The 23,810-nt window shown below is 34.4% G+C and carries 27 protein-coding genes; 10 read left to right on the top strand and 17 right to left on the bottom strand.

Going from position 1 to position 23,810, the window contains the following annotated elements:
* Window positions 1–33: 33 nt before the first annotated feature.
* The 7 genes from AC1Q8M_RS00265 to AC1Q8M_RS00235 form a co-directional block, all read right to left on the bottom strand.
* Window positions 34–594, bottom strand: a complete 561-nt coding sequence (locus AC1Q8M_RS00265; RefSeq protein ID WP_098361158.1) for a sulfurtransferase TusA family protein — start codon at window positions 592–594, stop codon at window positions 34–36.
* Between the two features lie 88 nt (window positions 595–682).
* Window positions 683–946, bottom strand: a complete 264-nt coding sequence (locus AC1Q8M_RS00260) for a metal-sensitive transcriptional regulator (RefSeq protein WP_000456206.1) — start codon at window positions 944–946, stop codon at window positions 683–685.
* A 184-nt stretch (window positions 947–1,130) separates the two neighbouring features.
* On the bottom strand, window positions 1,131–2,795 hold the full coding sequence (gene cdr / locus AC1Q8M_RS00255; RefSeq protein ID WP_492334106.1) for a CoA-disulfide reductase: 1,665 nt from the start codon (window positions 2,793–2,795) through the stop codon (window positions 1,131–1,133).
* Window positions 2,796–3,159: 364 nt separating this feature from the next.
* Complete coding sequence (locus AC1Q8M_RS00250; RefSeq protein ID WP_086422276.1) at window positions 3,160–4,128, bottom strand: trypsin-like serine peptidase; 969 nt, start codon at window positions 4,126–4,128, stop codon at window positions 3,160–3,162.
* Window positions 4,129–4,302: 174 nt separating this feature from the next.
* On the bottom strand, window positions 4,303–5,574 hold the full coding sequence (locus AC1Q8M_RS00245) for a neutral/alkaline non-lysosomal ceramidase N-terminal domain-containing protein (RefSeq protein ID WP_097946849.1): 1,272 nt from the start codon (window positions 5,572–5,574) through the stop codon (window positions 4,303–4,305).
* A 108-nt stretch (window positions 5,575–5,682) separates the two neighbouring features.
* Window positions 5,683–7,098 carry a stage V sporulation protein SpoVR gene (gene spoVR / locus AC1Q8M_RS00240; protein ID WP_098361155.1) on the bottom strand — a complete coding sequence of 472 codons (1,416 nt, stop codon included), beginning with the start codon at window positions 7,096–7,098 and terminating at the stop codon, window positions 5,683–5,685.
* 114 nt (window positions 7,099–7,212) lie between these two features.
* The gene (locus tag AC1Q8M_RS00235) at window positions 7,213–7,773 is read right to left on the bottom strand and encodes a nitroreductase family protein (RefSeq protein ID WP_000214819.1); all 561 of its coding nucleotides are present in this window, start codon (window positions 7,771–7,773) and stop codon (window positions 7,213–7,215) included.
* 238 nt (window positions 7,774–8,011) lie between these two features.
* Between AC1Q8M_RS00235 and AC1Q8M_RS00230 the strand changes: the two genes are divergently transcribed.
* From AC1Q8M_RS00230 to AC1Q8M_RS00190, 9 genes are all read left to right on the top strand, one after another.
* Window positions 8,012–8,608 carry a hypothetical protein gene (locus AC1Q8M_RS00230; RefSeq protein WP_141532540.1) on the top strand — a complete coding sequence of 199 codons (597 nt, stop codon included), beginning with the start codon at window positions 8,012–8,014 and terminating at the stop codon, window positions 8,606–8,608.
* Window positions 8,609–8,733: 125 nt separating this feature from the next.
* Window positions 8,734–10,251, top strand: coding sequence for a spore germination protein (locus AC1Q8M_RS00225; protein WP_072939951.1), 1,518 nt, complete (start codon window positions 8,734–8,736; stop codon window positions 10,249–10,251).
* Entirely contained in the window at window positions 10,248–11,330 is a 1,083-nt protein-coding gene (locus AC1Q8M_RS00220; RefSeq protein WP_000722245.1) for a Ger(x)C family spore germination protein, read from the top strand. Before AC1Q8M_RS00225 ends, AC1Q8M_RS00220 begins: the two co-directional genes overlap by 4 nt.
* Window positions 11,331–11,346: 16 nt before the next feature.
* Window positions 11,347–12,456 (top strand): GerAB/ArcD/ProY family transporter, encoded by a 1,110-nt coding sequence (locus AC1Q8M_RS00215; RefSeq protein ID WP_090978457.1) that lies wholly within the window; start codon window positions 11,347–11,349, stop codon window positions 12,454–12,456.
* 45 nt (window positions 12,457–12,501) lie between these two features.
* Complete coding sequence (locus AC1Q8M_RS00210) at window positions 12,502–13,014, top strand: PCYCGC domain-containing protein (RefSeq protein WP_000761026.1); 513 nt, start codon at window positions 12,502–12,504, stop codon at window positions 13,012–13,014.
* Between the two features lie 120 nt (window positions 13,015–13,134).
* Entirely contained in the window at window positions 13,135–13,383 is a 249-nt protein-coding gene (locus tag AC1Q8M_RS00205) for a YhdB family protein (RefSeq protein WP_001195459.1), read from the top strand.
* Between the two features lie 165 nt (window positions 13,384–13,548).
* Window positions 13,549–13,968 (top strand): disulfide formation protein C, encoded by a 420-nt coding sequence (locus AC1Q8M_RS00200; RefSeq protein WP_000532261.1) that lies wholly within the window; start codon window positions 13,549–13,551, stop codon window positions 13,966–13,968.
* Between the two features lie 12 nt (window positions 13,969–13,980).
* The gene (locus AC1Q8M_RS00195) at window positions 13,981–14,439 is read left to right on the top strand and encodes a thioredoxin family protein (protein ID WP_090978455.1); all 459 of its coding nucleotides are present in this window, start codon (window positions 13,981–13,983) and stop codon (window positions 14,437–14,439) included.
* A 72-nt stretch (window positions 14,440–14,511) separates the two neighbouring features.
* Entirely contained in the window at window positions 14,512–14,727 is a 216-nt protein-coding gene (locus tag AC1Q8M_RS00190; RefSeq protein ID WP_001115481.1) for a DUF1540 domain-containing protein, read from the top strand.
* Window positions 14,728–14,759: 32 nt separating this feature from the next.
* Here the strand turns inward: AC1Q8M_RS00190 and AC1Q8M_RS00185 are convergent, their stop codons facing one another.
* From AC1Q8M_RS00185 to AC1Q8M_RS00175, 3 genes are all read right to left on the bottom strand, one after another.
* Window positions 14,760–15,011 carry a hypothetical protein gene (locus AC1Q8M_RS00185; protein ID WP_000834195.1) on the bottom strand — a complete coding sequence of 84 codons (252 nt, stop codon included), beginning with the start codon at window positions 15,009–15,011 and terminating at the stop codon, window positions 14,760–14,762.
* Window positions 15,012–15,114: 103 nt separating this feature from the next.
* Complete coding sequence (locus AC1Q8M_RS00180; RefSeq protein WP_098855422.1) at window positions 15,115–15,876, bottom strand: L,D-transpeptidase; 762 nt, start codon at window positions 15,874–15,876, stop codon at window positions 15,115–15,117.
* A 66-nt stretch (window positions 15,877–15,942) separates the two neighbouring features.
* Window positions 15,943–16,809, bottom strand: coding sequence for an SDR family oxidoreductase (locus tag AC1Q8M_RS00175; protein WP_088361063.1), 867 nt, complete (start codon window positions 16,807–16,809; stop codon window positions 15,943–15,945).
* 202 nt (window positions 16,810–17,011) lie between these two features.
* Here AC1Q8M_RS00175 and AC1Q8M_RS00170 point away from each other — a divergent pair, with 202 nt between their 5' ends.
* Window positions 17,012–18,313 (top strand): NCS2 family permease, encoded by a 1,302-nt coding sequence (locus AC1Q8M_RS00170; RefSeq protein WP_000482710.1) that lies wholly within the window; start codon window positions 17,012–17,014, stop codon window positions 18,311–18,313.
* A 78-nt stretch (window positions 18,314–18,391) separates the two neighbouring features.
* Here AC1Q8M_RS00170 and AC1Q8M_RS00165 read toward each other — a convergent pair whose 3' ends face one another.
* From AC1Q8M_RS00165 to AC1Q8M_RS00135, 7 genes are all read right to left on the bottom strand, one after another.
* Window positions 18,392–18,595 (bottom strand): hypothetical protein, encoded by a 204-nt coding sequence (locus AC1Q8M_RS00165; RefSeq protein ID WP_000432806.1) that lies wholly within the window; start codon window positions 18,593–18,595, stop codon window positions 18,392–18,394.
* A gap of 32 nt (window positions 18,596–18,627) precedes the next feature.
* Entirely contained in the window at window positions 18,628–19,278 is a 651-nt protein-coding gene (locus tag AC1Q8M_RS00160; protein WP_098361151.1) for an ABC transporter ATP-binding protein, read from the bottom strand.
* Window positions 19,279–20,511: an ABC transporter permease gene (locus tag AC1Q8M_RS00155; protein WP_000465076.1), complete on the bottom strand. Its 1,233-nt coding sequence runs from the start codon at window positions 20,509–20,511 to the stop codon at window positions 19,279–19,281. It lies immediately after the preceding gene.
* Between the two features lie 9 nt (window positions 20,512–20,520).
* Entirely contained in the window at window positions 20,521–21,594 is a 1,074-nt protein-coding gene (locus tag AC1Q8M_RS00150) for an ABC transporter permease (RefSeq protein ID WP_098361150.1), read from the bottom strand.
* 87 nt (window positions 21,595–21,681) lie between these two features.
* Window positions 21,682–22,065 (bottom strand): hypothetical protein, encoded by a 384-nt coding sequence (locus AC1Q8M_RS00145; RefSeq protein WP_000676992.1) that lies wholly within the window; start codon window positions 22,063–22,065, stop codon window positions 21,682–21,684.
* Window positions 22,066–22,261: 196 nt separating this feature from the next.
* A complete protein-coding gene (locus AC1Q8M_RS00140) occupies window positions 22,262–23,116 on the bottom strand; it encodes a patatin-like phospholipase family protein (protein ID WP_000892691.1) in 855 nt (284 codons plus the stop codon).
* A 128-nt stretch (window positions 23,117–23,244) separates the two neighbouring features.
* Complete coding sequence (locus AC1Q8M_RS00135) at window positions 23,245–23,706, bottom strand: MarR family transcriptional regulator (RefSeq protein WP_000679679.1); 462 nt, start codon at window positions 23,704–23,706, stop codon at window positions 23,245–23,247.
* Between the last annotated feature and the right edge of the window lie 104 nt (window positions 23,707–23,810).

The raw sequence follows: 23,810 nt of genomic DNA, 5'->3' as shown, positions 1-23,810 counted from the left end.
TACCCCCATAGGTATATTTTTGTTCAAAAAAATTTACTTCTCTATATTCCCTTGCCACTCTACCATACCTGGAATGACATTTTTCACATTTAAATAACCTTTCTCATTCAACATTTGGCAAGCTATATCACTGCGATTACCAGTTCGGCAAATAACATAAATTTGCTTTGTCTCATCTAACACTGCGCTGTCTAATTCACCTAATGGTACCGAAATGGCGGATGGAATATGGCCAAAAGCAAATTCCGCTGCTTCGCGAACATCTAATACAATGTTCTCTTCTCCATTAGACAATATAGACTGTAATTCTGCATTCATAATTGTATGAGGATATTTCACAATTTCATTCACTTCATGCTCGTTTGCTTTCCTAACATAATGCACCAATACATCACCCTCGTGTTTCGTCCCGATATATTGATGTCCTACTTTACCCGCCCAACTTTTTATATCTACCGTAGATCCTTTATCTGTTGCCTTAACTTCAATCACCTGCCCTGGTGTTAACCCTTCTATTGCCTTCTTCGTTTTCACAATAGGCATCGGACAAGCCAAACCTTTACAATCTAAACTCATATCCACTTTTATACTCATAATCGATTCCTCCACAATTTATATACGTATACCTGTAGGGGTATATTAAAACGTTTTTGAAAATCTGTCAACACTTACGTTTGACAGATTATCGGCTTTTTACAAGTAATTGAACAGCTTCTTTAATTAACTCTTCATTTGAACCATTACCACTTTCAAACTGTTCACGCAAACATTGCTCTAAATTCGTTCCAACAACGAGTCCAATTGTACGATCAAGTGCAGAACGAGATGCTGTTAACTGTGTAATAACTTCTCGGCAATCTTTTCCTTCTTCCATCATACGAAGCACACCACGAACTTGACCTTCAATACGTTTCAATCTATTTTTCATATCTTGATTATATTCCATTCTATAATCACCTCATTACCATTATGTCACCATTTATAACCTATGACAATATATTATACCCTATAGGGTATTTTGTAAACCCCTATTTTTAATTTTTGTCTTATATGTTCGCAAACCAAAAAATAAAACCTTAATCTATAGATTTTCATCTTCCACTAAATTTTTAAGTAGAAGATGAAAAATATTAATATACAACACGTTCTGGCAATACTGTCCCATACAACTTAAAACCACCATCTACATTCTTTACCTTATATCCCTTTTCCATTAACATACGCGCTGCAACATACCCTCTCATACCAAGTTGGCAAGTGATATATATTTCTTTGTCCATTGGTACTTCCTCCAATCGATCACGTAATTCATCTAATGGAATATTAATAGAGCCTTTAATCATTCCCTGTTTTAGTTCATTAGGTTCTCGAACATCAATAAGGTACCCACCATTTTCAACAATGTGATCTATTTCATGCCATTGCACTGTGTCCACAAAACCATCTACTATATTACTTGCAGCATACCCCACCATGTTTACTGGATCTTTTGCAGAAGAATACGGCGGGGCATATGATAATTCTAAATCTGGTAAATCGATTACAGTTAAATTTGCCTTCATTGCCGTTGCAATAACATCGATACGCTTATCTACCCCATCACGCCCTAAAGCCTGTGCTCCGTAAATTTTTCCGCTTTCTTTATTAAAGATTAATTTTATTAGCACTGGCGTAGCATTCGGATAGTATCCTGCATGAGAATTTACCTGTACATGTACTACCTCATAGGGTATATTTAGTCGTTTTAATATTTTCTCATTCACTCCAGTCGAAGCAACTGTTAAATCAAAAACTTTAGCCACAGAAGTTCCCAACGTACCTTTATATAAAGACTCCGTATGACCATGAATAATATCTGCTAACATGCGACCTTGACGATTAGCTGGCCACGCTAAAGGAATCATCGTTTCTGTTTCTGTAACAAAATCTTTCACTTCAATCGCATCACCAATTGCATATACATGTGGATCCGATGTTTGAAATTTCTCATTTACTTTTATCGTCCCTCTAACTCCTAATGCTAATCCTGCATCCTTCGCTAAACTACTCTCTGGTTGTACACCAATTGCTAAAATAATCATATCTGTCTCTATAATTGAACCACTTTTTAAACGTACAACAGTCCCGCCCTTTTCTAATGCATCTACACCATCTTCAAAAACAAGCTCAACATTGTGCTTGTTCATATGCTCATGCACATATGCTGCCATTTCATAATCGATTGGTGGCATTACTTGATTTGCCATCTCTACAAGAGTAACTTCAATCCCACGTTCTCTTAAATTCTCAACCATTTCCACTCCAATAAATCCACCACCAATAACCGTCGCATGACGTGGTTTCTTCTCATCAATATACGCTTTTATACGATCTGTATCAGGTACATTTCGTAACGTAAACAACGCCTTTGCTTCTTCAATGCCCGGAATAGGTGGAACAATTGGTTTCGCCCCTGGTGAAAGAATCAAAACATCATATTCCTCGTTATATGTTTTACCTGTAGTTACATTCTTTATAGTAATTGTTTTCTCTTCTTTATTAATCTTTACCACTTCACTCAATACACGTATATCTAAATTAAAACGCTTTGACATCCTTTCAACAGTTTGTACTAATAATTTTTGTCTTTCTGTAATGACACCGCCAATATAATATGGCAATCCACAGTTTGCAAATGAAATGTATTCACCGCGTTCAACCATAATAATTTCATCTTCCTCACTTAAACGACGAAGCCTTGCAGCTACTGATGCCCCGCCGGCAACTCCGCCTACTACAACTATTTTTCTGGACATATTTTAAACCTCCATATTATTTAATTTTCTCATGTACCACAAAAACCTATACCCGTATGGGTATATGATAGAGTATAAAAAATTTAATTTCAATCAATATGTCTTTCTTTCACAAATTTGAAACAAAAAAAGAACTTAGATATTTCCAAGTTCTTTTTCATATAGCTCTGTTCTATAACTTTCTTTACTATTACATCAATACCTAAAGATGGTGTAGTATGAGGGCATACTTGCTTTAGATAACTGAACTACACCTACATTTAAATTTCCAAACTCAATAGTTTCACTTGAAGTTAAATATATTTCGCTTAAATTTCTTAAATACCAAATTCTAAGAAAATGAATCCAAATGGATTTACTATATTTATTCAGACCATCTTTTAATATTATTAAACACATTGTCTGTTATCCGATTTCCAAAATTCATATTTTTATTCCCTCTTGTATGAATGGCTATTATTTTGATACCTGTATCAAAATAATGATATACAGGTGATCCACTTTGCCCTTCATAAGTATCAATCTTGTATGTTAGTCTGCTAGGATTAACATCTTCAATTGGACCATAATCTCTCCACATTGTGTAACGTTCATTTCCTATTTTATCAGCTGGATATCCAGGAATCACCGCAAGTAAACCTTTTGGTGATTCTACATAGGTAGTTCTATATCCAAACCAACCTGTATAATCTCCTGGAGACCCATTTAATTTAATCGTTCCATAATCATAATTTGAATTTTCGTTATCAGTCCATCCACTTACCGAGTAAAGTTTTGTTCCTTTATAAGGTAAATACGGTGCTTGTCCTCCATTACGTCCTGGAGTTACAATAACATTTGTTGCCCATCCACCAATTTCTTTATTGTAAATACAATGTCCAGCTGTCAGCACTGTATCTTTACTAATTAGTGCTCCTGTACATCCATAAATTTCTCCACTATTATACTGAGTTGCTATATGGACTACGGCACTATACGGATATGAAGTTGTATCATTAACCCGTATTCGATCATCTATTCCTATAACAGAATAGGTAAGAATGTTAGGTGAATAATTTAACTTCGTATTTTCTAAGAAGGCTCCCCAATCTTCCCTACCATGTTTACGCCCTTCAAATGAAGGCGAAACAAGATCTTCTCCCCTTCGATCATCACTATACAAAGATTGTTCTTGAAAAAGTACACGTTCTCCCTCATTTGAAACTGATGTCCACGGTACATCTTCTGCATACACCTTTTGATTCACCAAAAATACTATACAAAAAAAGATAAAAATAACACCAAAACTATAAAGAGCCAACCTACATCTTATAGAAATAAAGCTATACACCATAACTTACCTCCTATACAAATGATAGCGAACAATTGAAGATCCCTTTATAAATTCTAGTTTTTCTTTTTTTAAAAGTCAACGTAATTAATAATAATAATCATTATTAATTACGTTGACTTAACAAAATCACACACTTAGTCATATTCTTTACTCTGCGTTCAAAAATCTGTCTCATTAAAGGTTCACTTTATTACATAAACCCGTAACCTTCTTCACAATCAGCTCCGCAGTATTCTCTCCCGGTGGCATTAACAAATTTGTAACTGTTCCATACACAATAGGACTTAATTCTACTTCATATCCGCCATATGCATATTCGTCTTTTGTGGGTAAATAACCAAGATATCCGTTCATATATCCACCAAAGAAAACTAATTCATTTTGAAGGATTTCTTTCATTTCTAGGGCAGTTTCTGAAAATGGTTCCATCGGTATGCCAGAGAAAATCCCATCATTAACTTGAAACAGTTGCACTTCTAAATCAATACTTAACCGCCGAATACCTTGCCTATATTTCTCTAATACGATAGTAAGCCATTCGTCCGTATTCACGCCCCACTGCTTCTCGGCTAATCGAGCCATGCTTCGTATCTCATCAAATTCAGGAATATCATTCAACTTCATTTGCATCATACTCGAAACTGTTCTTAAATTTACAATTGAGCTATATGTAACTGTTGGCAACATCGTTAATACATGTCCACTAAGTAAATAGGCCATTTGTTTTAACGCTTCCCTTGAACCGCGATATTTCGCATTCACATTTCCAGCGGCACCTTGAACGATAATAACAGGGCAGTTCACTATCTGCTCTAGAATCTCTCTCGTCATTCCAGGATAATCCGCTGATAATTCATCACTATCACCTTTTAAAACATTCGGATGCGCAGTACAAAATACTAAAACCCCAGATAACTCCTTCGTTTCAGCATCTCTTATTGCTAACATACCAATTCGTTTATCTACAACACCATCTATATTTGTTCCCATCTTCGCTTTTCCATCAGATGTTCTCTCTCTTCGATTGACCCCAATATCACCTGTCGTAACACCCCATCCAACTTCGCATCGCTTTAAATTGTTATTTGCAGTAACAGCACCATGTACTACATTATTTACTAAAATCATTTTATACGACTGCACTAGCGGATCATCACCGACTGTCTCTGGACCGGAATGCGTATGAGTATAAACAACAGTTATTCGCTCAACTGGCACATGAACCTCACTCGCTACTCGTTCACGAATCATATTCGTATCTTCTACTAACATACCGATATTATCAATGCTTATAAACACAGTCTTTATTTCATCTTTTTCAAATACAAAAACTGTCCCGTAAATACGTTCTTCAACATTATTTATGCCTGCCTCTCTATGATATCCGACAAAATCAATACCTACAGGCGGCGTAATATCAACCTTACATACCCCTATTTTGCTCATTTGAATCGCTCCATTTCTCTATGTAACTCCCTTTTTTAAAGAATAGCATATTTGACCTTGTTCCAAATAAAAAAGAACGGACACAGTATCCTATGTCCGTTCTTTCCATCACACATACTTCCGGTGCACCATCTTCCCATCATAAGAAAACACAACACCCTTACTCTCCACAATGGACTCCATATGCACCGTTCTTCCCCATAGTTGATGAAGATATGGTAATACTTTTTCTAAGTATTTTAAATCGAGCTCGATTCCTTCGTAACTATGTTTAATGTACAATTCTCCGTTCTTTAAGTAGTCTCCGTCTTCTACTACTAAGTACGGGAACCCACCATTTGTCCGCATATTTACGAGTTGATCACGCACATTTTCCCATTCTTTATCTATTACTTTATATTCTTTTCCTTGGCGCTGGAATAAGTACATATCTTCTCGCATAACAAGATCTTTATTTAAGTAGTTTCTTAGGAACGATACGTCCCATTCAATTTCGCGTACTTCAAACATTTTATCACGGCCAGATCCTGGTTTTACGCCTCGTCGTTTCATTTCTTCTGTTGGATTGTTGTACCGTTCTTCAATATCTTCAAACATTTTAATACCGAGGTAGTATGGATTAATGCTTGTTTTTGATGGCTGTACAACACCCGCATTTAATTTTGCAAATTCAATTGCTTCATCAGATGTTAAGTCCATTTCACGAAGTATGCGTTGATGCCAGTAGGACGCCCAGCCTTCGTTCATGATTTTCGTTTCAAGCTGCGGCCAAAAATATAACATTTCCTCACGCATCATCGTTAATATATCACGCTGCCAATCTTCTAGCTCACGGCTATATTCTTCAATAAAGAGGAGTAAATCTTTCTCTGGTTGCGGCGGGATTTTCTTCTTTTTACGTATATTAGAGCGTTCTTGTTTTTTATTTCGATCATCTAAATTCCATAGATCATCGTATTGTGATACCTTTTTCTTTTCTACTTCTTCTTCTAAATCATCAATACTCCACGCAAGTTTGGGACGCATGAGCGACGGGTCAATGTGCTCTTGAATGGCAAGTACGGCATCTAAAAATGTTTCTACTTCTTCTTTTCCGTACTTATGCTCATATGCTTTCACCCGTTCAGCTGTCGCTGACATACTTTCTACCATATCTCGCTTCGTATTTGAAAAACGAATATTATTTTTGAAGAAATCACAGTGTGCTAAAACGTGCGCGACAATTAATTTGTTTTGAATTAAAGAGTTCGTATCTAATAAAAAGGCGTAACATGGATCAGAGTTAATAACGAGTTCGTATATTTTACTCAGTCCCAAATCGTATTGTAATTTCATTCTGAAAAATTGTTTTCCAAAACTCCAATGTGAAAACCTTGTCGGCATCCCATATGCACCAAATGTATAAATAATTTCCGCTGGACATATTTCATAACGCATTGGATAAAAATCAAGCCCAAATCCAGTCGCAATTTCCGTAATTTCCGCAATCGCATATTGCAGTGCTTTATCGTCACTTGCTCTCATTATTTTCCCTCCTTACACTTTCCCTTAAGAAAGTGTATGATGAAAAACAAGCTTTCATGAGGATTGATTGCATAATAAAAAGACACCCCCGCAAAAACGAGAATGTCTCATCAATTAACCTTCAATAATCTCCATCTTCTCCGTAATCGGAGTACGCGCTTTTCCTTCTGGCGCTTTATCGAAATAGCCGATATGAAGAATTCCAACGATACGTTGTCCTCTTGTTAAACCGATTCCTTCTATAAATAATGGATTGTAGTTCAATCCGCCTGATTTCCAAACGCAACCTAATCCGCGTTCCCAAGCAAGAAGCTGGAAGTTTTGCATAAATGCACATGTTGCAGCGTAATCTTCGTCACGCTGAATTTGACGCGGATCTTCATTTATATATACAACGATTTGTGCAGGCGTGCTTAAGAAACGATCTGATAAAATTTTACCGCGTTTCGCTCTTTCTTCTTCTGTGAAAGAGTTTAATACTGCATCTACTAATTTCTTGCGGCCTTCTCCGATGTATAGTTTACAATTCCATGGTTCACGGTGCTTATGATTTGGTGCCCATGTTGCATCGTTTAATAGTTCAATTAATAAATCTTTTTCTACTGCTTTGTCTGTAAATGTACGAACAGAGCGCCTTTCTTTAATCACATTAGCGATGGAAGTATATGTAGTCATATTTATCTCTCCCTTATTTTTATCTATATGTATAAGTTTATTATTGGTATTGATATTGATTTTCAATTTCGATTATACCTTAGTTTTTTACTATTAATCAATGTTTTATGTTGGAAAACTTCTAAAAACATCATTCCATGCTGTGAATAAAAAAACTTAACTTGTTCACAAGTATTTCACATTTTATGGAAATGATATGTGTACAGTTTTCTACATTATCCATCTAGGAGGAGTTTACATGTACAAAAAAATCGCTGTTTGTATGACTATGACAGCATTATTATGCGGGATATCTACCTTCCCCGCTTCCGCTGCCACGCCAAAAGAAGTAACAATGCATCACCATAAACCAATTTCAGAAGAAGAAATGCAATCGCTAGAAAAACTCGGCTATAACAAACATGAAATTTGGAAAGCTGCTCATATTGCAAGAATCAGTAAACAAGAAATAAAAGATGTTTTATCTTACTATAAGCAAAATAAATCTTGGGAGAAAACAGCCGAGCATTTCGGTGTAGATCCAAGTAAGCTGAAAAAGCATCATATGAGTAAAGAAACAAAGCAAGCACTGCTACAACAGTTAGCAACTATGCAAAAATCCACACCGGATCAGCTAAAGCAAAAAATGAAAGAATATAACATCAAATTGCGTCATCTTACTGTGTTAACAATCATCTCTCAAAAAAGCAATACCTCTCTTGACGATGTATTAAAAATGAAAAAAGATGGAATGGACATTAAACAAATTGCCGAAAAATTAAATGTAAAAAAAGAAGATATACGAGCGGAAATGATGAAATTAGTGAAGTCTATTAAAGAACAAAAAACAAATTAAAATGCTAAAAAGGAAGAGCCATTCACCACTCTTCCTTTTCTTTATGAACTTTCAATTTTTAAGTATAAATTCCCGTCTTTCCCAAAAACTAACACAAGTAAATGATGTAAGTTAGGGGTGAGAAAATGTTCGGTTTATCATCTAAGAAATCAAAAAAGACTAATACAAAAACACTTTGTTCTATTCCAGAATTTATACAAACCATGAAAGAATCAAGCGATTTTGTCTCTTATAACATACTTAAAGATGAAACGTTGTGCTTGTTTTATTATAAATCTGTCGTGGAAGCACTTATTATTAAACAATTCATTTTAACTCCTATAAAAAAGGAATCGGAACAAATCCAAAACATCTCTGATTTATGTAATATCATCTCTATTGAAGACATTATTACCTCCCCTTCTATTGATGATATTCGTGAAAAATTATTAGGTGGATATATTTTAATACGCTTAAAAAACAATTCGAATCCTGATCAATATGCTTTAATTCGTGCCGAAAGTACTGTTTTAGGAAAACGATTATATAACGATACAGAAAATGAGTATAGCGTAATCGGGCCTAAAATCGGTTTCGTTGAAAACCTTGATACAAATATCCACTTATTACGCCGAAATATCGTAACGGAGCAACTCATTTTTAAAGAAGTTACCGTCGGATCTATATCAAAAACGAAAGTAGCAGTTGCTTATATAGAAGGAATTACAAATGAACAATTCATCAACACCGCAATACAACGGCTAGAAGACATTGACTTTGATGTCCCATTTGATTCAACTATGATTGAGCAATTTATTAGTGATAATAGCAATTCACCTTTTCCTGTTCTATTACCTACAGAGCGATTAGATCGAGCTGTATTTGCGTTAATTAACGGGGAAGTTTTAATTTTAACAGATGGCTCTCCATATGCTTTATCAGGACCAACAACGTTACTGGATTTTTTCATTTCACCAGAAGATTATTATTTACCGTGGATGATTGGATCGTTCTTTCGTATTATTCGTTTTTTCGGAGCTATATTTTCTCTGTTTTCCTCCGCTATTTATACAGCGGCTTTAACATATCATTATCAAATGATTCCTGCCGATTTACTAGGTCCTATTATTTTCTCGAGAGCTAACGTACCTTTCCCTCCTATTCTAGAAGCACTCTTTTTAGAAATTACAATTGAATTGCTTCGTGAAGCAGGAGCACGTTTACCGACAAAAGTCGGACAAACGATTGGGATTGTTGGGGGGATTGTAATTGGACAAGCATCTGTTGAAGCAGCTTTAACAAGTACAATTTTATTAATTGCAGTTGCTTTATCCGCCCTTGCATCTTTCACAACACCGACTGTAAAGATGTCTTCTACTATCCGGTTGTTACGCTTTCCGCTTATTCTTTTAGCCGGTGCATTCGGAGGATTAGGCCTTATTGTCGGATTTGTATTTATTTTAGCTCATTTAATTAAATTAAAATCACTTGGATCACCTTATTTATTACCTTTATATCCATTTCGTGGTTTAGGTACAGCAGAAGGTTTTCTTCGATTACCATTTAGTCAAACGGCACAAAGACCTTCTTTTCTTAGACCAAAATCAAAATGGCGCTACAATCCAAACAAATCGAAGCAAAAACGTGATGGTGAGAATGAATGAAAAAAATTTTATTGCACCTTATCATTATCTTCTTCGTTTTACAAACTGGCTGTACACAAACGTATATAGTGGATGCACAGCGTATTATTCATATTGCTGGATTTGACATCACAAAAAACAAAAAATTCCAAGGAACTATTCTATTCCCAGAGTACACACATGGTGTAAAGTCTAAACCAGAGACGCAAACAACATCTGCCCGTTCACTTGAAACAATTGCTTCACGATTAAATGCGAAATCTCCTCACAATGTTGTTGTAGGTCAAATGCGTGTCGTCCTATTTGGAAAGGCTCTAGGGGAACGCGGAATGGGAGAGATTATTACTAACTTACAACGTGACCCAAATATCGGGCGTGATGTACAACTAGCAATTGTAGATGGATCGGCTGAAGAGCTTTTAAATTACGGAAAAAAAAATGGGTCTTTATATATTGCTGATTTACTCGAGCAAAATATAAGAAATGAGAACATTCCACAAACTGAATTAAACATTTTTTTATATAATTATTACTCTTCTGTATGTGATGCCTATGTTCCTTATATTAAAATGGACGATAATCATTCTGTCGCTGTCAAAGGACTTGCCTTTTTAAAAGGCGATAAAGTCGTCATGTATACGGATAAAAGACATTCTGTTTTAGCAAAATTACTTATTAATCCTACGAAAAATGGACGTTACGAAGCAGCAATAAAAAAGGATAAACATAAAGGTATGGTTGTTATACAAAACTTAGCTGGGGAAAATAAGTATGATATAGATCAAACTGGCGACATACCAAAAGTAAAAATCCATTTAAAACTAAATGGATTAATTAAAAACTCTCCTAATTGGATTGATCTAAGAAAAAAAACAAATATCAACTATATAAAAAAACAAATTGAACGAAATGTCGAAAAAGACTGTGAAGATTTAATAAAACAATTTCAAGAAAAGGAAATTGATCCTTTAGGAATACGAGATGAAATTAGAAGCCATACAAGAAAATGGAATATAAAACAAATTCGAAATATGTATAAAAATATAGCGGTGGATATAAATTTAGATCTTAATATTGTACAATCTGGAATCGGAGAATAGTGAGGTGAAATAAGCAATGAATACAATAAATAAAACAAAGACAGTCTCTCCATATTTTGCATTTATTTTATTGCATTCTCTCCAGATTGGTATAGGAATTCTCGGATATCAACGTGTAATTTTAAAAAACGCTGGTTATGATGCCTGGATTTCTCTTATTATTGCGGGAATTGCAACTCATATTGTGCTGTTTTGTATGTTAAAAATGCTTGAAAAAGACGGAGATTTAATTAGTATTCATACAACAACCTTTGGAAAGTGGTTTGGCTCTATATTTTCTGTAATTTTCACTCTTTATTGCTTATTATTTTGCCTTACTGTTCTTCGTACATATATGGAAGTGATACAAGTTTGGATTTTCCCTACCATTAAGTTATGGAAACTTACGCTTATGTTTTTGTTAGTCACTTACTACATTATAAAAGGTGGCTTCCGTTCTGTGACAGGGATATGTTTTTGGGGTATTGTTCTTCCTATTTTCGTTGTATTCTTTTTAATCTATCCAATGAAATATGCTCATTTCCGTAATATTTTACCTATTTTTACACATTCACCTTTTGACATGCTTATATCTGCAAAACACTCTGCATTGGAATTTCTAGGGTTTGAAACAATTCTTATCTTTTATCCCTTTATTGAAAAAGGAAAATCTTTAAAGCGATGGGCCCATGCTGGAATTGCTTTTAGCACCTTAATTTATGTAGTTTTAGCTATCGTATCTTTTATGTATTACAGCGAGGGACAATTAAACCGTACTATTTGGCCTACTTTAACGATGTTAAAAATAATTAAAGTTCCTTTTATTCAGCGCTTTGAATATATTATTATTTTCGTTTGGTTTTTAATTATTTTACCAAACCTTTGCTTAACCATTTGGTCATCATGTCAAACGATGAAGCGTTCCTTTCATATTTCATTTAAATTTACATTACCGTTTTTTATTTTCATCATATTTTCAGCTTCTCTACTTTTCACAAACCGTGAAAGTATCAACACATTAAATACCGTACTATCTCAAGCAGGTTTATATATTGTATACGCTTACATACCACTTTTATTTCTATTCCATTCGCTAAGATGGCGCTTCAAAAATCAGTCGAAAAAATCTTCAACCGATACACCGTAATCTCTGATACAATTTGATTAATACATTTGTAAAGGGGACAAGCGAATGAAAAAGTATGTATTTTCTTTACTTGCAGTACTAAGCTTAATTCTTGCTGGATGCGGAAGTACTGGTACAAATGACCAAAAATCTTCTGAATCAAAAAAAGAAGAACATGACCACGCATCGCACACTCAGCAAGCTGACATTCAAGAGAAAACAAAAGGAGTCGACACACTTCCGACCTTCCTAGATAAGCTTGATCCACAAATGAAAGATATCTACACCGTCGCTGGACAAAATGCAGAGCTATTAGATTGGATTCCATGCTATTGTGGTTGCGGTGAAAGTGTAGGACATAAAAATAATAAAAACTGCTTTATTCGTGAAATTAAAAAGAATGGTGAAGTTGTTTGGGACTCCCATGCAACGACTTGCGTCAATTGCCTAGAAATCGCAGTTGAATCTGCTTCCATGAAACAAAAAGGAAAATCAACGCTTGAAATTCGTAACTATATCGATAATAAATACAAAGAAGGCTATGGCAAACCAACACCTACGCCAATGCCAAAAGCTTAAAGAACGAGGAAACTCCTCGTTTTTTCTTTTCATTCACTTTTTTTCTTAACAAATTCTTTCAAGTGTATTTCTCCTTACTTATCACACACTATATATAACTCTCGGTAAGGAGGGTACACAGTGCAAACATATAACGACTATGATAAAGCTCTCTATTACACGTATTGCTGTAACTGGGATAAATTACTCGTTCTCATGGTTCAAACGAACGATCAATTATTTTCTAAGCGTATTGAGCATTTTTTACACGCTTATCAATACAGTAAAGAACTCCCAGAAGTTGATAAACAATTGCAGCTCCTATTTCAATATATTGACCACGCATCCCAAAAGTCTCATGTAGAAGAAGTAGAACAAATTCAAATGTAAACTATAGCGCTATTCTCTTCCGGAGAATGGCGCTTTTTTAAAATATTTATATCAATAAAAGTTTCTCCTTATAAAACTTTTATTGATAAACATATTTTTTCTTTCTTTTCCATACCACTTCATACTATAATTTAGTATGTAACTATTATAAGAGAGGTATAAAATATGGGACGAGAAAAAAAGCAAGAATATGCTTTACTTACCGCATGGGGAGCTTCTTTTATCGCTACACTAGGAAGTCTGTACTTTTCCGAAATCATGAAATTTGAGCCTTGTGTTCTTTGTTGGTATCAACGTATTTTTATGTATCCATTCGTTTTATGGCTCGGTATCGCTGTGGCAAAGAAAGACTATCGCATCGCAAATTATTCTTTACCAATCGCAACTATTGGTGCTTGTATTTCTTTATATCACTATGCAATTCAAAAAGTCGCAGCATTTTCAGCTGCTGGGGCAGCTTGTGGACGTGTACCATGTACGGGAGAATACATAAACTGGTTCGGCTTTGTGACAATCCCGTTTTTAGCACTTATCGGCTTTATTACAATCGCTGTTTGTAGCTTTATTGTCATCAAAAACAAATAAGGAGATGAAAGAATGAAAAAAATGCTCATATTTGGTGGTATTATTATCGCCTTGTTTGCGGCAATTTTCGCTGTAACACAAATGGAAGAAAAAACTACTACCAGCCAAAAAATGGAAGGAGGAAGTGCTACTGGTAGTCAAACAGATGGTCCTGACTACTACACAAATAAAATCTCTCTTTCAGATCTTCAAAAGAATTTAAAAGAGAAAAAAGAAGAAACAGTATACTTTTATCAAACATCTTGCGTTCATTGCCAAAAATTATCTCCTGTCGTAGTGCCAATGGCTAAAGACTTGAACGTTGATATGAAAGTTATGGATATTGAAAAATTAGATGCTCCTTGGGATGAATATAAAATTCAAGGTACACCAACAATCATTCATTTTAAAGATGGCAAAGAAGTGAGCCGTATTAGTGGTGAACAGCCGAAAGACAAATTAAAAGAATGGCTTGAGCAAACGAAAAAGTAACGAGAAAAGGAAACTCCTTCTACACATGAAATGGGCGTAAAATCCCACACTAATGTATAAGGAGGGGGTTTTATGCCAGAAGTAAGATGTTCTGTTTCCAACTGTTCTTTTTGGGGACAAGGTAACTTTTGTCAAGCAAGTGCGATCATCGTTCAGCCTGATGCAGATGAAACTGGTCAAACTGAAAATGATTCATATACAGCTGCTGTTTTAACAAACGAGACGCTAGAAAGTTCTGTAGCAACGAGTGTAGAGACTTGTTGTCATACATTTAAGCCTAAATATTAAACAAAAAAGCATACGATTCATCGTATGCTTTTTTACATTCCCCTCCAAAAATCATGCATAATAAAAAAGTACAAAATAACGAGAACGGCCGTCCCGCATAAGGTAATGCGCCGATATATACTCTTCTCTCCTTCCCTCGCTTTCACAAACGCCCAAATAAATCCGAAGAACAATATTAAATCAACATATGGAACATAAAAAGAAAAGACGAGAAACGCATATAAATACACGATAAATAAACAGGTCGTTACTAAAAAAACTTTAAACGCAAATTCACTTTTCATAATATAACCGCCCCCTATCTGTACTGTATTATATTCAGCAAAATACAATAGTTGCAGTTAAACTCCAAGTATAAATAAGCTACCGTCTATAATACGGTAGCCATTACGGAACATTGTATTTCCGTTTATATATATTACTTAAAATCGAAGAAGGAATTTGCTCGTAACGAATTTTCTCTCCTGTTTCATCTATAATATACGAATTGTTTCCTATATAATATATTCCGTCTTTGCGTTTTGAGTACACTGGATATCTTTCATTTGGCAATACCGTTTTCACTTTCGTTAACTGTCCATTTGGTTCTTGCCAATATATATCCGCGCGGTCTACTAGCGTTAGTACTCCAATTTGTTCTTCTTCTATTTTTCGACCATTCCAGCTCACAACGCGATAACCAAGCTTATTCGCTTCATATTCGGGGCTCGTATGAAAACGAGAAATGATTACTTTTGTTTGTAATTGTACTCTGTCATATAACCATTGTATATCCCTGTCATGCATGCGAATACAACCATTTGATTCCCTACTTCCAATCGTCCATTCCCGGTTCGTCCCGTGAATCGCATATTCATTCTTATCTAGTCCAAGCCACCTCGTACCGAGAGGGTTATTCGGTGCACCCCCAGGTATTTTTTTTCGATAGTATTCTTTATTTTTAAATTTAGTTATAATACAAAAGTTACCTTCAGGCGTAGGTGTACGATCTCTTCCAGTCGTTACTGGAAATGTTTTTGTATAATTTCCATTCTCAAAAAAAGACAACTGATTTGTCGTAAGATTCACTAATATTAAATGATCTGTATTAGCAAAAGCACTAACCGGTAGGATGAAAAATAATAGTATGACGAAACATAACTTTTTCAGCTATATCCCCCCTAGCGCTCACTATAATAAGTGGAATTAACATTACTTTGCTCTTATAAATGAAAACTATCCATTTACAATAACGCCCCCATTTACATGTATCATTTGTCCAGTAACATAAGAAGAATCACCAGACGCTAAATATACGTATGCCGGCGCTAACTCATATGGTTGACCAGGCCTTTGCATTGGGACATTGCTCCCAAACTGAGAGACTTTCTTCTCATCAAAGCTCGATGGAATAAGCGGTGTCCAAATCGGTCCTGGTGCAACACCATTTACCCGAATCCCTTTTTGCACTAACGATTGAGAAAGTGATCTTGTAAAAGCTACGATTGCTCCTTTCGTTGCGGAATAATCAATTAACGTTTCATTTCCTTCATATGCAACGATAGATGCCGTATTTATAATGACATCCCCTTTCTTCAAATGAGAAAGGGCTGCTTTCGTAACGTGAAAATAAGAAAAAATATTAATACGAAATGTTTTTTCTAGCTGTTCTGCTGTAATATACTCTAGCCCTTGCTGCGGATATTGCTGTGCAACGTTATTCACTAAAATATTTAAACTACCTAACTGCCGGGCGGTCTCTTCCACAATATCTTTACAATGCTGTTCATTACTCAAATTCCCCGGCAACAATACACACTTTACACCTTCTTTTTCAACACGTTGTTTCGTCTCTTTTGCATCTTCTTCCTCATCTAAATAAGCAATCGCAACATTTGCTCCTTCTTTTGCAAAAGCGATGGAAACTGCTCGTCCAATTCCGCTATCTCCTCCCGTAATTAACACATTCTTCCCTTTTAACTTTTCACTTCCTTTATAATTTGGATCTTCAAACTGTGGTAGAGGATTCATTAATGATTCAATACCAGGCTGCTTATTTTGATGTTGCGCAGGCATTGTTATAAAGTTTTTTTGCTGTGGCATAGCTGCTTTCAACTCCTTTTCCTTAGCATGTGCACAATAAAAAGCTGAAATTCACACATCGGTTTACGATTAATATTCGAATTTAAGACACAAAATATGAATTGTTATAAACTTTTTATGCAAAACTATTGCAAAATAGATAAAAAACGAATATTATATATAACTGTTGTGAAAATTATTCGTAAACAGAAAGGATGTTTATATGTTTAACCTTTCAAAACATAAAACTTCTATTAAAACTGAAATTATGGCAGGTATTATTACCTTCTTAACAATGGCATATATCATTGTCGTAAACCCTGTTATCCTTGGAGATGCAGGTGTTCCATTTGAACAAGCATTTACAGCAACAATTATTGCTGCTGTTGTCGGAACATTATTTATGGCAATCTTTACAAACTTACCAATCGCAATCGCGCCAGGTATGGGATTAAATGCTTACTTCTCTTACTCTGTTGTAAAAGCGCATGAAGGCATGACTTTCGCAATTGCATTCTCTGCTGTATTCGTAGCAGGTATGATTTTAATTTTGCTATCATTTACATCTTTCCGTACAAAATTAATGGAAGCAATTCCTGAAAACTTAAAACATGCAATTACTGCTGGTATCGGGTTATTTATCGCCTTTATCGGTTTACGATTAACTGGTATCGTTACAAAAAATGATGCAAACTTAGTTGGACTTGGTGATCTTCACTCTGCTCCAGTTCTACTAGCATTAGCTGGACTTGGAATTACTATTATCCTTATGTCTTTAAATGTAAATGGCGCACTATTTATCGGTATGCTATTAACTGGTATTATCGCTTTCTTCACAGGACAATTAACATTCTCAAACGGTGTTACATCAATGCCTGGATTACCAGAAGGAATTATCGTTTCAAATCCAATTACTGCTGTCTCTGACGTAATTAACTATGGATTATACGGCGTTGTATTTTCATTCTTCCTTGTTACATTATTTGATACAACAGGTACATTACTTGGGGTAGCTCAACAAGGTGGATTTATGAAAGACGGAAAACTCCCAAAAGCTGGACGAGCTCTTCTATCTGACTCATTCTCAGCAACTATTGGTTCTATGTTCGGAACGACACCATCAACAGCTTACATTGAATCATCTGCTGGTGTTGCAGCTGGTGGTCGTACTGGTTTAACAACTGTTACAGTAGCTGTTCTATTCGCACTAGCAGCATTCTTCGGACCATTAGTAAGTGCTGTCTCTGGTGTATCAGCTATTACTGCTCCATCATTAATTATCGTTGGTAGTCTTATGATGGGTTCAGTTCGCCACATTGATTGGGACGCATTTGATGAAGCATTCCCAGCATTTTTAGTAATCTTAAGCATGCCTCTTACATCAAGTATCGCAACAGGTATCGCACTTGGATTTATTTCATATCCACTTATGAAAGTGGCAAAAGGTAAATTCCGTGCTGTTCACCCACTTGTATATGTATTTGGAATTTTGTTTGCTTATCAATTGATATTCTTACCACATTAAAAAAGTAGAGCATCGAAATCCGATGCTCTACTTTTCTTTTACAACAATCATTCAAAATATGAAGAAGGTTATAACCTTTTAATACTTCTCTTCTACCTTTAATTCTTTACTATACTTTTGAATGAAAACTGATGAAATAACCATTACTATGCCCACACTAAAACCAATAAGTTGATCTATTAACATTTCATCATGAATAAACCAGCGAAGTAAAAATACGCTACCAAAAATAAACATCATAATAAACCCAGTATGCCTAAGTCCTTTATAGACATTTTCCATATGTATCACCTCTTCACATAACATTATCCATATTATACCATACAACCATCAAGTAACCGTATCGTCCTCTGACAATATGCAGCTACCTTTTGATCATGTGTAACAACTAACACTGTTTTTCCTTCTTTATTAATCTCTTGTAAAATACTCATAATTTTCTCCCCATTTTCTTGATCAAGAGCACCAGTCGGTTCATCAGCAAGTATAATTTTTGTATCTTGTGCTAAAGCCCTTGCTATTGCTGTTCTTTGCTGTTCTCCTCCTGATAACTCGTAAGGATATTTGTTAATATGCCTCTCAAGCCCTACCATTTTCAGCATTTCTTTTGATATTTGCATACGTTTCTTATGAGAAATTCTTCTATATATAAGCGGAAGCATTACATTGTCAACAACTTTATAATCATCTAATAGCGAAAAGTTCTGAAACACAAATCCAACTTCCGTGTTTCTATACTTATGATAATTTGACTTGAATGTACTCGTATCCATTCCATCTAAAAAATACTTTCCAGTAGAGGGGCTATCAATTAAACCAATAATGTTAAGCAAGGTTGATTTCCCAGAACCAGATGGTCCCATAATGGCTATCATTTCGCCTTTTTCTATTGTAAGATTAATATCTTGTAAAGCACTAAAATTACTCTTTCCATATCCCTTAGCCACATTTGCGAGCTGAATCATTTATAACACCTCTTTCATATATGTATTTTTTATTTTTAGTACATTGAAATAAATGATTGCATATATAACGAGGATCATTACAAGTGATAAAGCACCTATAACAACCAATGATTCTATAGAGACTTTTAACGTTCCAAAGAAAGATACTATACTATTTTCTAGCCCTTTCTGAATTTCAATTACTCCGCTATTCTCCCATTGAAAATACATTATGCCTATACATATCGCTAAAACGAATAGCAACATATACTCAATAATAAATGGAAGACATATTTGAAAAGTGCTTGCACCTAACGCTGATTTAATAGAAATACTTTTACGCTCCATATAAAGTGCTGCCATTGATGTTAATACAATAGATAGAAATGAAAAAAATAAGACTGTACCGCTTAATAATAAGGGGTATGACATATTATCAATACCTTGTTTTTCGTTTTCTAACAATTTATTCGGATTTGTAACATAATACGAATAACCCTTACCTTCTGTTACCTTTAATACTTTCTTTTGAAGTTCATTTATATTTATCTTCTCATTTGTTTCTATAATTAACCCATTGTATAAAAGTTCTACACTATAGAACTCTATTTCTTCTGTTCCAATTGGTAAAATCGCCATGTCATCTAATAATGTAATACGATTATCCGATATTTCACCACTTCGAGGATATGTAAATGGTGAATTTTTTTCTAAAAAGCCAATTACTTTTAGCTTCATTTTTCCAGATGGTATAACATCACCAATAGATACCTTTTCTATATAATTAGCCCCTAATATAACAGGTCTAATATCAAATACTGATTTATGAAATTCCGATTCCTCAAAATATCTTCCTTGTGAAATTCGTATACGAAAGTACTTATTAATATCTTTATCAACAATAAGAGTCTTTATCGTTCCATTTTCTTTTTTTAAACTAAGTGAATAGTTACGGAACAGATAATTAGTTTTATTTGTTATTGGTATCATATTAGATAACCCTTGCATGAAATATTGATAATCATTTTTCGCTTTTTCTTCGCTAAACAAGGTTATATCTTGCGTCGCATAAAGTTCATAGAAATTTTTATGAGTCGATAAATTATTTGCTACCGTCATCATTTTTCGATATCCCGAAAGATTACTAACAAATTCTATTGCTGAAGAAAATGCAATAATTAAAGAAATTACTATAATCAAACTTGGTAACAACCGTTTTTTCACAGACCGTATAGAATCAAATATAAAAAACATGAAGACCTCCTACGTTCTTAAATGTTTTCCGGGATATATATTTATAATGTGCTTGATTGGAATTATAGTAACAAAAATTGTAAGAAAAATTATAAAAATAACATTGCATATCAATACATATAGTGTTAACGGTTTTACTAAGTATGTCTGAAAATAAGTATGAATTGTTCCCGAAAATATTTCTAACGTAATAAAAACTAAGAACATCGCTGCTAGAGAAATAAACAAAATTTGAATATATAGTTCGCAGTAAATAGATATATTAGAAGCACCTACTGCTTTTTTTAATGAAATCTCTCTTTCTTTTTTATAAATCCAAAATAAAACCGCAGAAATGCCAGAAACAATTGCAACAAGAATAAATTTATAATAATACTTATTTGCTGGATCTATATGTGTCACATGTAGTTCCTGAAGATCTCGTTCATTCAGTATTTGAACATCTCCCGAAAGCACTTCTTTACTCCTACCCATAAACTTTTTTATTTCATTATGAATAGATGATGTAGGATTAACAACTGTTAATTGTAATTGTTTACTCGCGATAATACCTTTTTTAGATATAGTAGGTAAGTTTTGAAGTGGAACGTATATGCCTGCTACACCGACGTCACTGTCTTTTCTTGATATAGTTCCTATTTTTTTATATGTATCATCAAATTCATATAACTCCTCTACATTCGTTTGATCGCCAACAACCATATCGTTTACATTTTCACGATGAAAATATTGTCCTTCAGAAATATATGGCTTCCAATAATAATCATCTTTTAAATTCACAGCTATGATCTTTGTTGCCCCTGAACTATTTAATGCTTTTAAATGCTCTACATAAATATCACTTTTAACAAAAGTATCTTGTATGAAAGGAATTATCTCTTCCAATTCAGTTGCATTCGCTATCGGAACAGTTAAAAATTGGTTCTTCTCTGGAAAACCGATTTGAAAAGCAGATATAAAGTTTCGTTTAGACTCTGTTAAAAGTGCGGCTATTGATATAGAAAGAAAAGAAATAAAAAATGACATAAGGAGAATTAAGAAAAACAGTTTATTGCTTTTTATATTTTTAAAAGCTAGGTACATGTCTGTGCTCCTTTTAAATAAGAAGGAGATGATGAACATCCCCTTCTCCTTATCTAAATATTTATAAAGACAACTGTTTAATGCTTTTTACCACTGTAATCGTAAGTTACCATTACTATCAAAAGTACCTTTGTGTGTATCTTCTTGATAGTCATTATTCTCATTTGCATAATGCTCCGAGTATAGTCCTTTTGCACCAAAGGCGTTATATGCACCATTACTCACAGTTGCGTTTAATGCTCTTCCAGATTCATGGGATCCTAATTTGTATGAAGCGCTTTCAATATATGAATTATTTCCATTTGATTTAATAAAAGAAATTGCTACTGAACAACGAGATGCATTTTGATTCGTAGTAGTTTGAGCTCTGTAAGATAGTAGGTTACCGCTTAGAGTTGGATAGAATGCACTTGTTGAGGTTGATGTTGCTAATAATACTAAAGTCGTAATTGAAAAAACTTTTCCTTTCATTAACAATCACCTCATAAATTTAATAGTTTAGTAGCGCTACATCATCATAATATCCTTCAAATAAATTCTCCTCAACAAGAAACCCCGGTGTTTTACAAACTCTTTAAACACTTAAACATTCATACATTTTTAAAAAGTAACGTATAAGTAGCAATATAAAAAAGCTGCGGAGAAACTCTTCTCCGCAGCCTAATACTTATTTTTGCAAGAACGCCTTTAAATCTGCAAACTGTCTCTTTGCATCTTCATAGCCTTGCTCGTATAAATTTTGTAGTTTTGCTGTATCTTTTTCCATACGATCTACTTGAAGCGGCACTTCTGGGCGAATAACAAATAAATTGCCAGCTTGTTCTTCTTTTTCAATATAGTGAAGTGTTTCATTATACACTTCATAACGATTGAGCATCGTGTTAACAAGGTTCGGATATTTTTTATAAGCTTTCGCTGCAACCCATCCAAACCTTGATTTTTTCTTCGCGTAGCCATGATTTCTCGTTAAAATAACGACTGATTTTTTAAATCCATCCTCTTGCGCTTTACGAACTGGAATTGGATCAGAAATCCCGCCATCTAACAGTTGTTTACCGCGGTAATTTACTACCGGTGCAATGAAAGGCAATGAACTAGACGCTTGTAATAAATTTAGCGCATCATCATTCGTTCCTTCTTTTTCAAAATAAACAGATTGCCCTGTTTCACAATCCGTCGTTCCTACAAGGAAACGTTCCGGGCTATTAAAGTATGTTTCAAAATCAAACGGCACATACTTTTCTGGAATTTCATGAAAAATGAAATCCATATCAAATAGCTGACGTTTTCTCCATAAGTTTTTATACGATAAATATTTCGGATGTGATGCATAATCAATATTGACCGTTTTATTTCTATTTCTTTGTCTGGAAAGATACGACGCTGCATGACAAGCACCAGCTGATACACCGATTACATATGGAAAATATAAATCTTGTTCCATAAAGTATTCTAATATCCCGCCCGTGTACACACCACGCATACCGCCGCCTTCTAATACTAACCCCGTATTTTCAAGCATGTTACTCTCTCCTCTATATATATTGACTCTTTAATTATTCACCATGTTAAGTATCTTTTTCTATTATATATGAGTTCTTTCAGAAATTATATTTAAAAGACTTGAGAAAAAGGAGTTTTTTCTTCCAATTATATTTCCAAATGATTGGAGACATCCTTTATAAACCTTTGAATAAAGTCTTGCTCTTCTTTCGTATATCCATCTAAAAGTAACAACCACTTTTCTTCAGCTTGCTTATGCAATTTTTCATGAGCTTTATATATTTCATTCCCACTTTCCGTTAAGCGGAAGAAGATTTCTTTTTGATTATCTAACATTTGCATCTTCTCAACGAATTGCTTTTGAAACAACTTTGTACAAATTTTAGAGATTGCTCCCTTCGTCATGCCCATTTCTGTCGTAATTGCCGTTACATTCATCAAACCATTTTTTCCGATACATTCGATTACATGTAACTCAGATAAAGACATACTACTTACACCTGTCTCACGAAGAAACTTCTCGTTTTGTCGTTTTAAATGTTCTTCTTTTTTATGCAAAAGTGTACGAATGTCCGACAGTATTTCCATTTGCTTCGTTGCATGCTTCAATCCGTCCGCCTCCTAAGTTTCCGAAGAAACAATTTAACTATATACCATTTTAAAATTATTTTTTCATCTTTACAAGTGAGAAAATCATGTTAAAATAAATTTAG

Source organism: Bacillus sp. GW823-FHT06A10 (assembly GCF_058795375.1).
Note: the sequence above shows the minus strand (reverse complement) of the source record. Positions and strands in the feature narration are given on the sequence as shown.

Excerpts from the sequence above, each read along its gene's own strand:
- AC1Q8M_RS00265 (WP_098361158.1), bottom strand. The coding sequence starts at position 594 with ATGAGTATAAAAGTGGATATGAGTTTAGATTGTAAAGGTTTGGCTTGT.
- AC1Q8M_RS00260 (WP_000456206.1), bottom strand. The coding sequence starts at position 946 with ATGGAATATAATCAAGATATGAAAAATAGATTGAAACGTATTGAAGGT.
- cdr (WP_492334106.1), bottom strand. The coding sequence starts at position 2,795 with ATGTCCAGAAAAATAGTTGTAGTAGGCGGAGTTGCCGGCGGGGCATCA.
- AC1Q8M_RS00250 (WP_086422276.1), bottom strand. The coding sequence starts at position 4,128 with ATGGTGTATAGCTTTATTTCTATAAGATGTAGGTTGGCTCTTTATAGT.
- AC1Q8M_RS00245 (WP_097946849.1), bottom strand. The coding sequence starts at position 5,574 with ATGAGCAAAATAGGGGTATGTAAGGTTGATATTACGCCGCCTGTAGGT.
- spoVR (WP_098361155.1), bottom strand. The coding sequence starts at position 7,098 with ATGAGAGCAAGTGACGATAAAGCACTGCAATATGCGATTGCGGAAATT.
- AC1Q8M_RS00235 (WP_000214819.1), bottom strand. The coding sequence starts at position 7,773 with ATGACTACATATACTTCCATCGCTAATGTGATTAAAGAAAGGCGCTCT.
- AC1Q8M_RS00230 (WP_141532540.1), top strand. The coding sequence starts at position 8,012 with ATGTACAAAAAAATCGCTGTTTGTATGACTATGACAGCATTATTATGC.
- AC1Q8M_RS00225 (WP_072939951.1), top strand. The coding sequence starts at position 8,734 with ATGTTCGGTTTATCATCTAAGAAATCAAAAAAGACTAATACAAAAACA.
- AC1Q8M_RS00220 (WP_000722245.1), top strand. The coding sequence starts at position 10,248 with ATGAAAAAAATTTTATTGCACCTTATCATTATCTTCTTCGTTTTACAA.
- AC1Q8M_RS00215 (WP_090978457.1), top strand. The coding sequence starts at position 11,347 with ATGAATACAATAAATAAAACAAAGACAGTCTCTCCATATTTTGCATTT.
- AC1Q8M_RS00210 (WP_000761026.1), top strand. The coding sequence starts at position 12,502 with ATGAAAAAGTATGTATTTTCTTTACTTGCAGTACTAAGCTTAATTCTT.
- AC1Q8M_RS00200 (WP_000532261.1), top strand. The coding sequence starts at position 13,549 with ATGGGACGAGAAAAAAAGCAAGAATATGCTTTACTTACCGCATGGGGA.
- AC1Q8M_RS00195 (WP_090978455.1), top strand. The coding sequence starts at position 13,981 with ATGAAAAAAATGCTCATATTTGGTGGTATTATTATCGCCTTGTTTGCG.
- AC1Q8M_RS00190 (WP_001115481.1), top strand. The coding sequence starts at position 14,512 with ATGCCAGAAGTAAGATGTTCTGTTTCCAACTGTTCTTTTTGGGGACAA.
- AC1Q8M_RS00185 (WP_000834195.1), bottom strand. The coding sequence starts at position 15,011 with ATGAAAAGTGAATTTGCGTTTAAAGTTTTTTTAGTAACGACCTGTTTA.
- AC1Q8M_RS00175 (WP_088361063.1), bottom strand. The coding sequence starts at position 16,809 with ATGCCACAGCAAAAAAACTTTATAACAATGCCTGCGCAACATCAAAAT.
- AC1Q8M_RS00170 (WP_000482710.1), top strand. The coding sequence starts at position 17,012 with ATGTTTAACCTTTCAAAACATAAAACTTCTATTAAAACTGAAATTATG.
- AC1Q8M_RS00165 (WP_000432806.1), bottom strand. The coding sequence starts at position 18,595 with ATGGAAAATGTCTATAAAGGACTTAGGCATACTGGGTTTATTATGATG.
- AC1Q8M_RS00160 (WP_098361151.1), bottom strand. The coding sequence starts at position 19,278 with ATGATTCAGCTCGCAAATGTGGCTAAGGGATATGGAAAGAGTAATTTT.
- AC1Q8M_RS00155 (WP_000465076.1), bottom strand. The coding sequence starts at position 20,511 with ATGTTTTTTATATTTGATTCTATACGGTCTGTGAAAAAACGGTTGTTA.
- AC1Q8M_RS00150 (WP_098361150.1), bottom strand. The coding sequence starts at position 21,594 with ATGTACCTAGCTTTTAAAAATATAAAAAGCAATAAACTGTTTTTCTTA.
- AC1Q8M_RS00145 (WP_000676992.1), bottom strand. The coding sequence starts at position 22,065 with ATGAAAGGAAAAGTTTTTTCAATTACGACTTTAGTATTATTAGCAACA.
- AC1Q8M_RS00140 (WP_000892691.1), bottom strand. The coding sequence starts at position 23,116 with ATGCTTGAAAATACGGGGTTAGTATTAGAAGGCGGCGGTATGCGTGGT.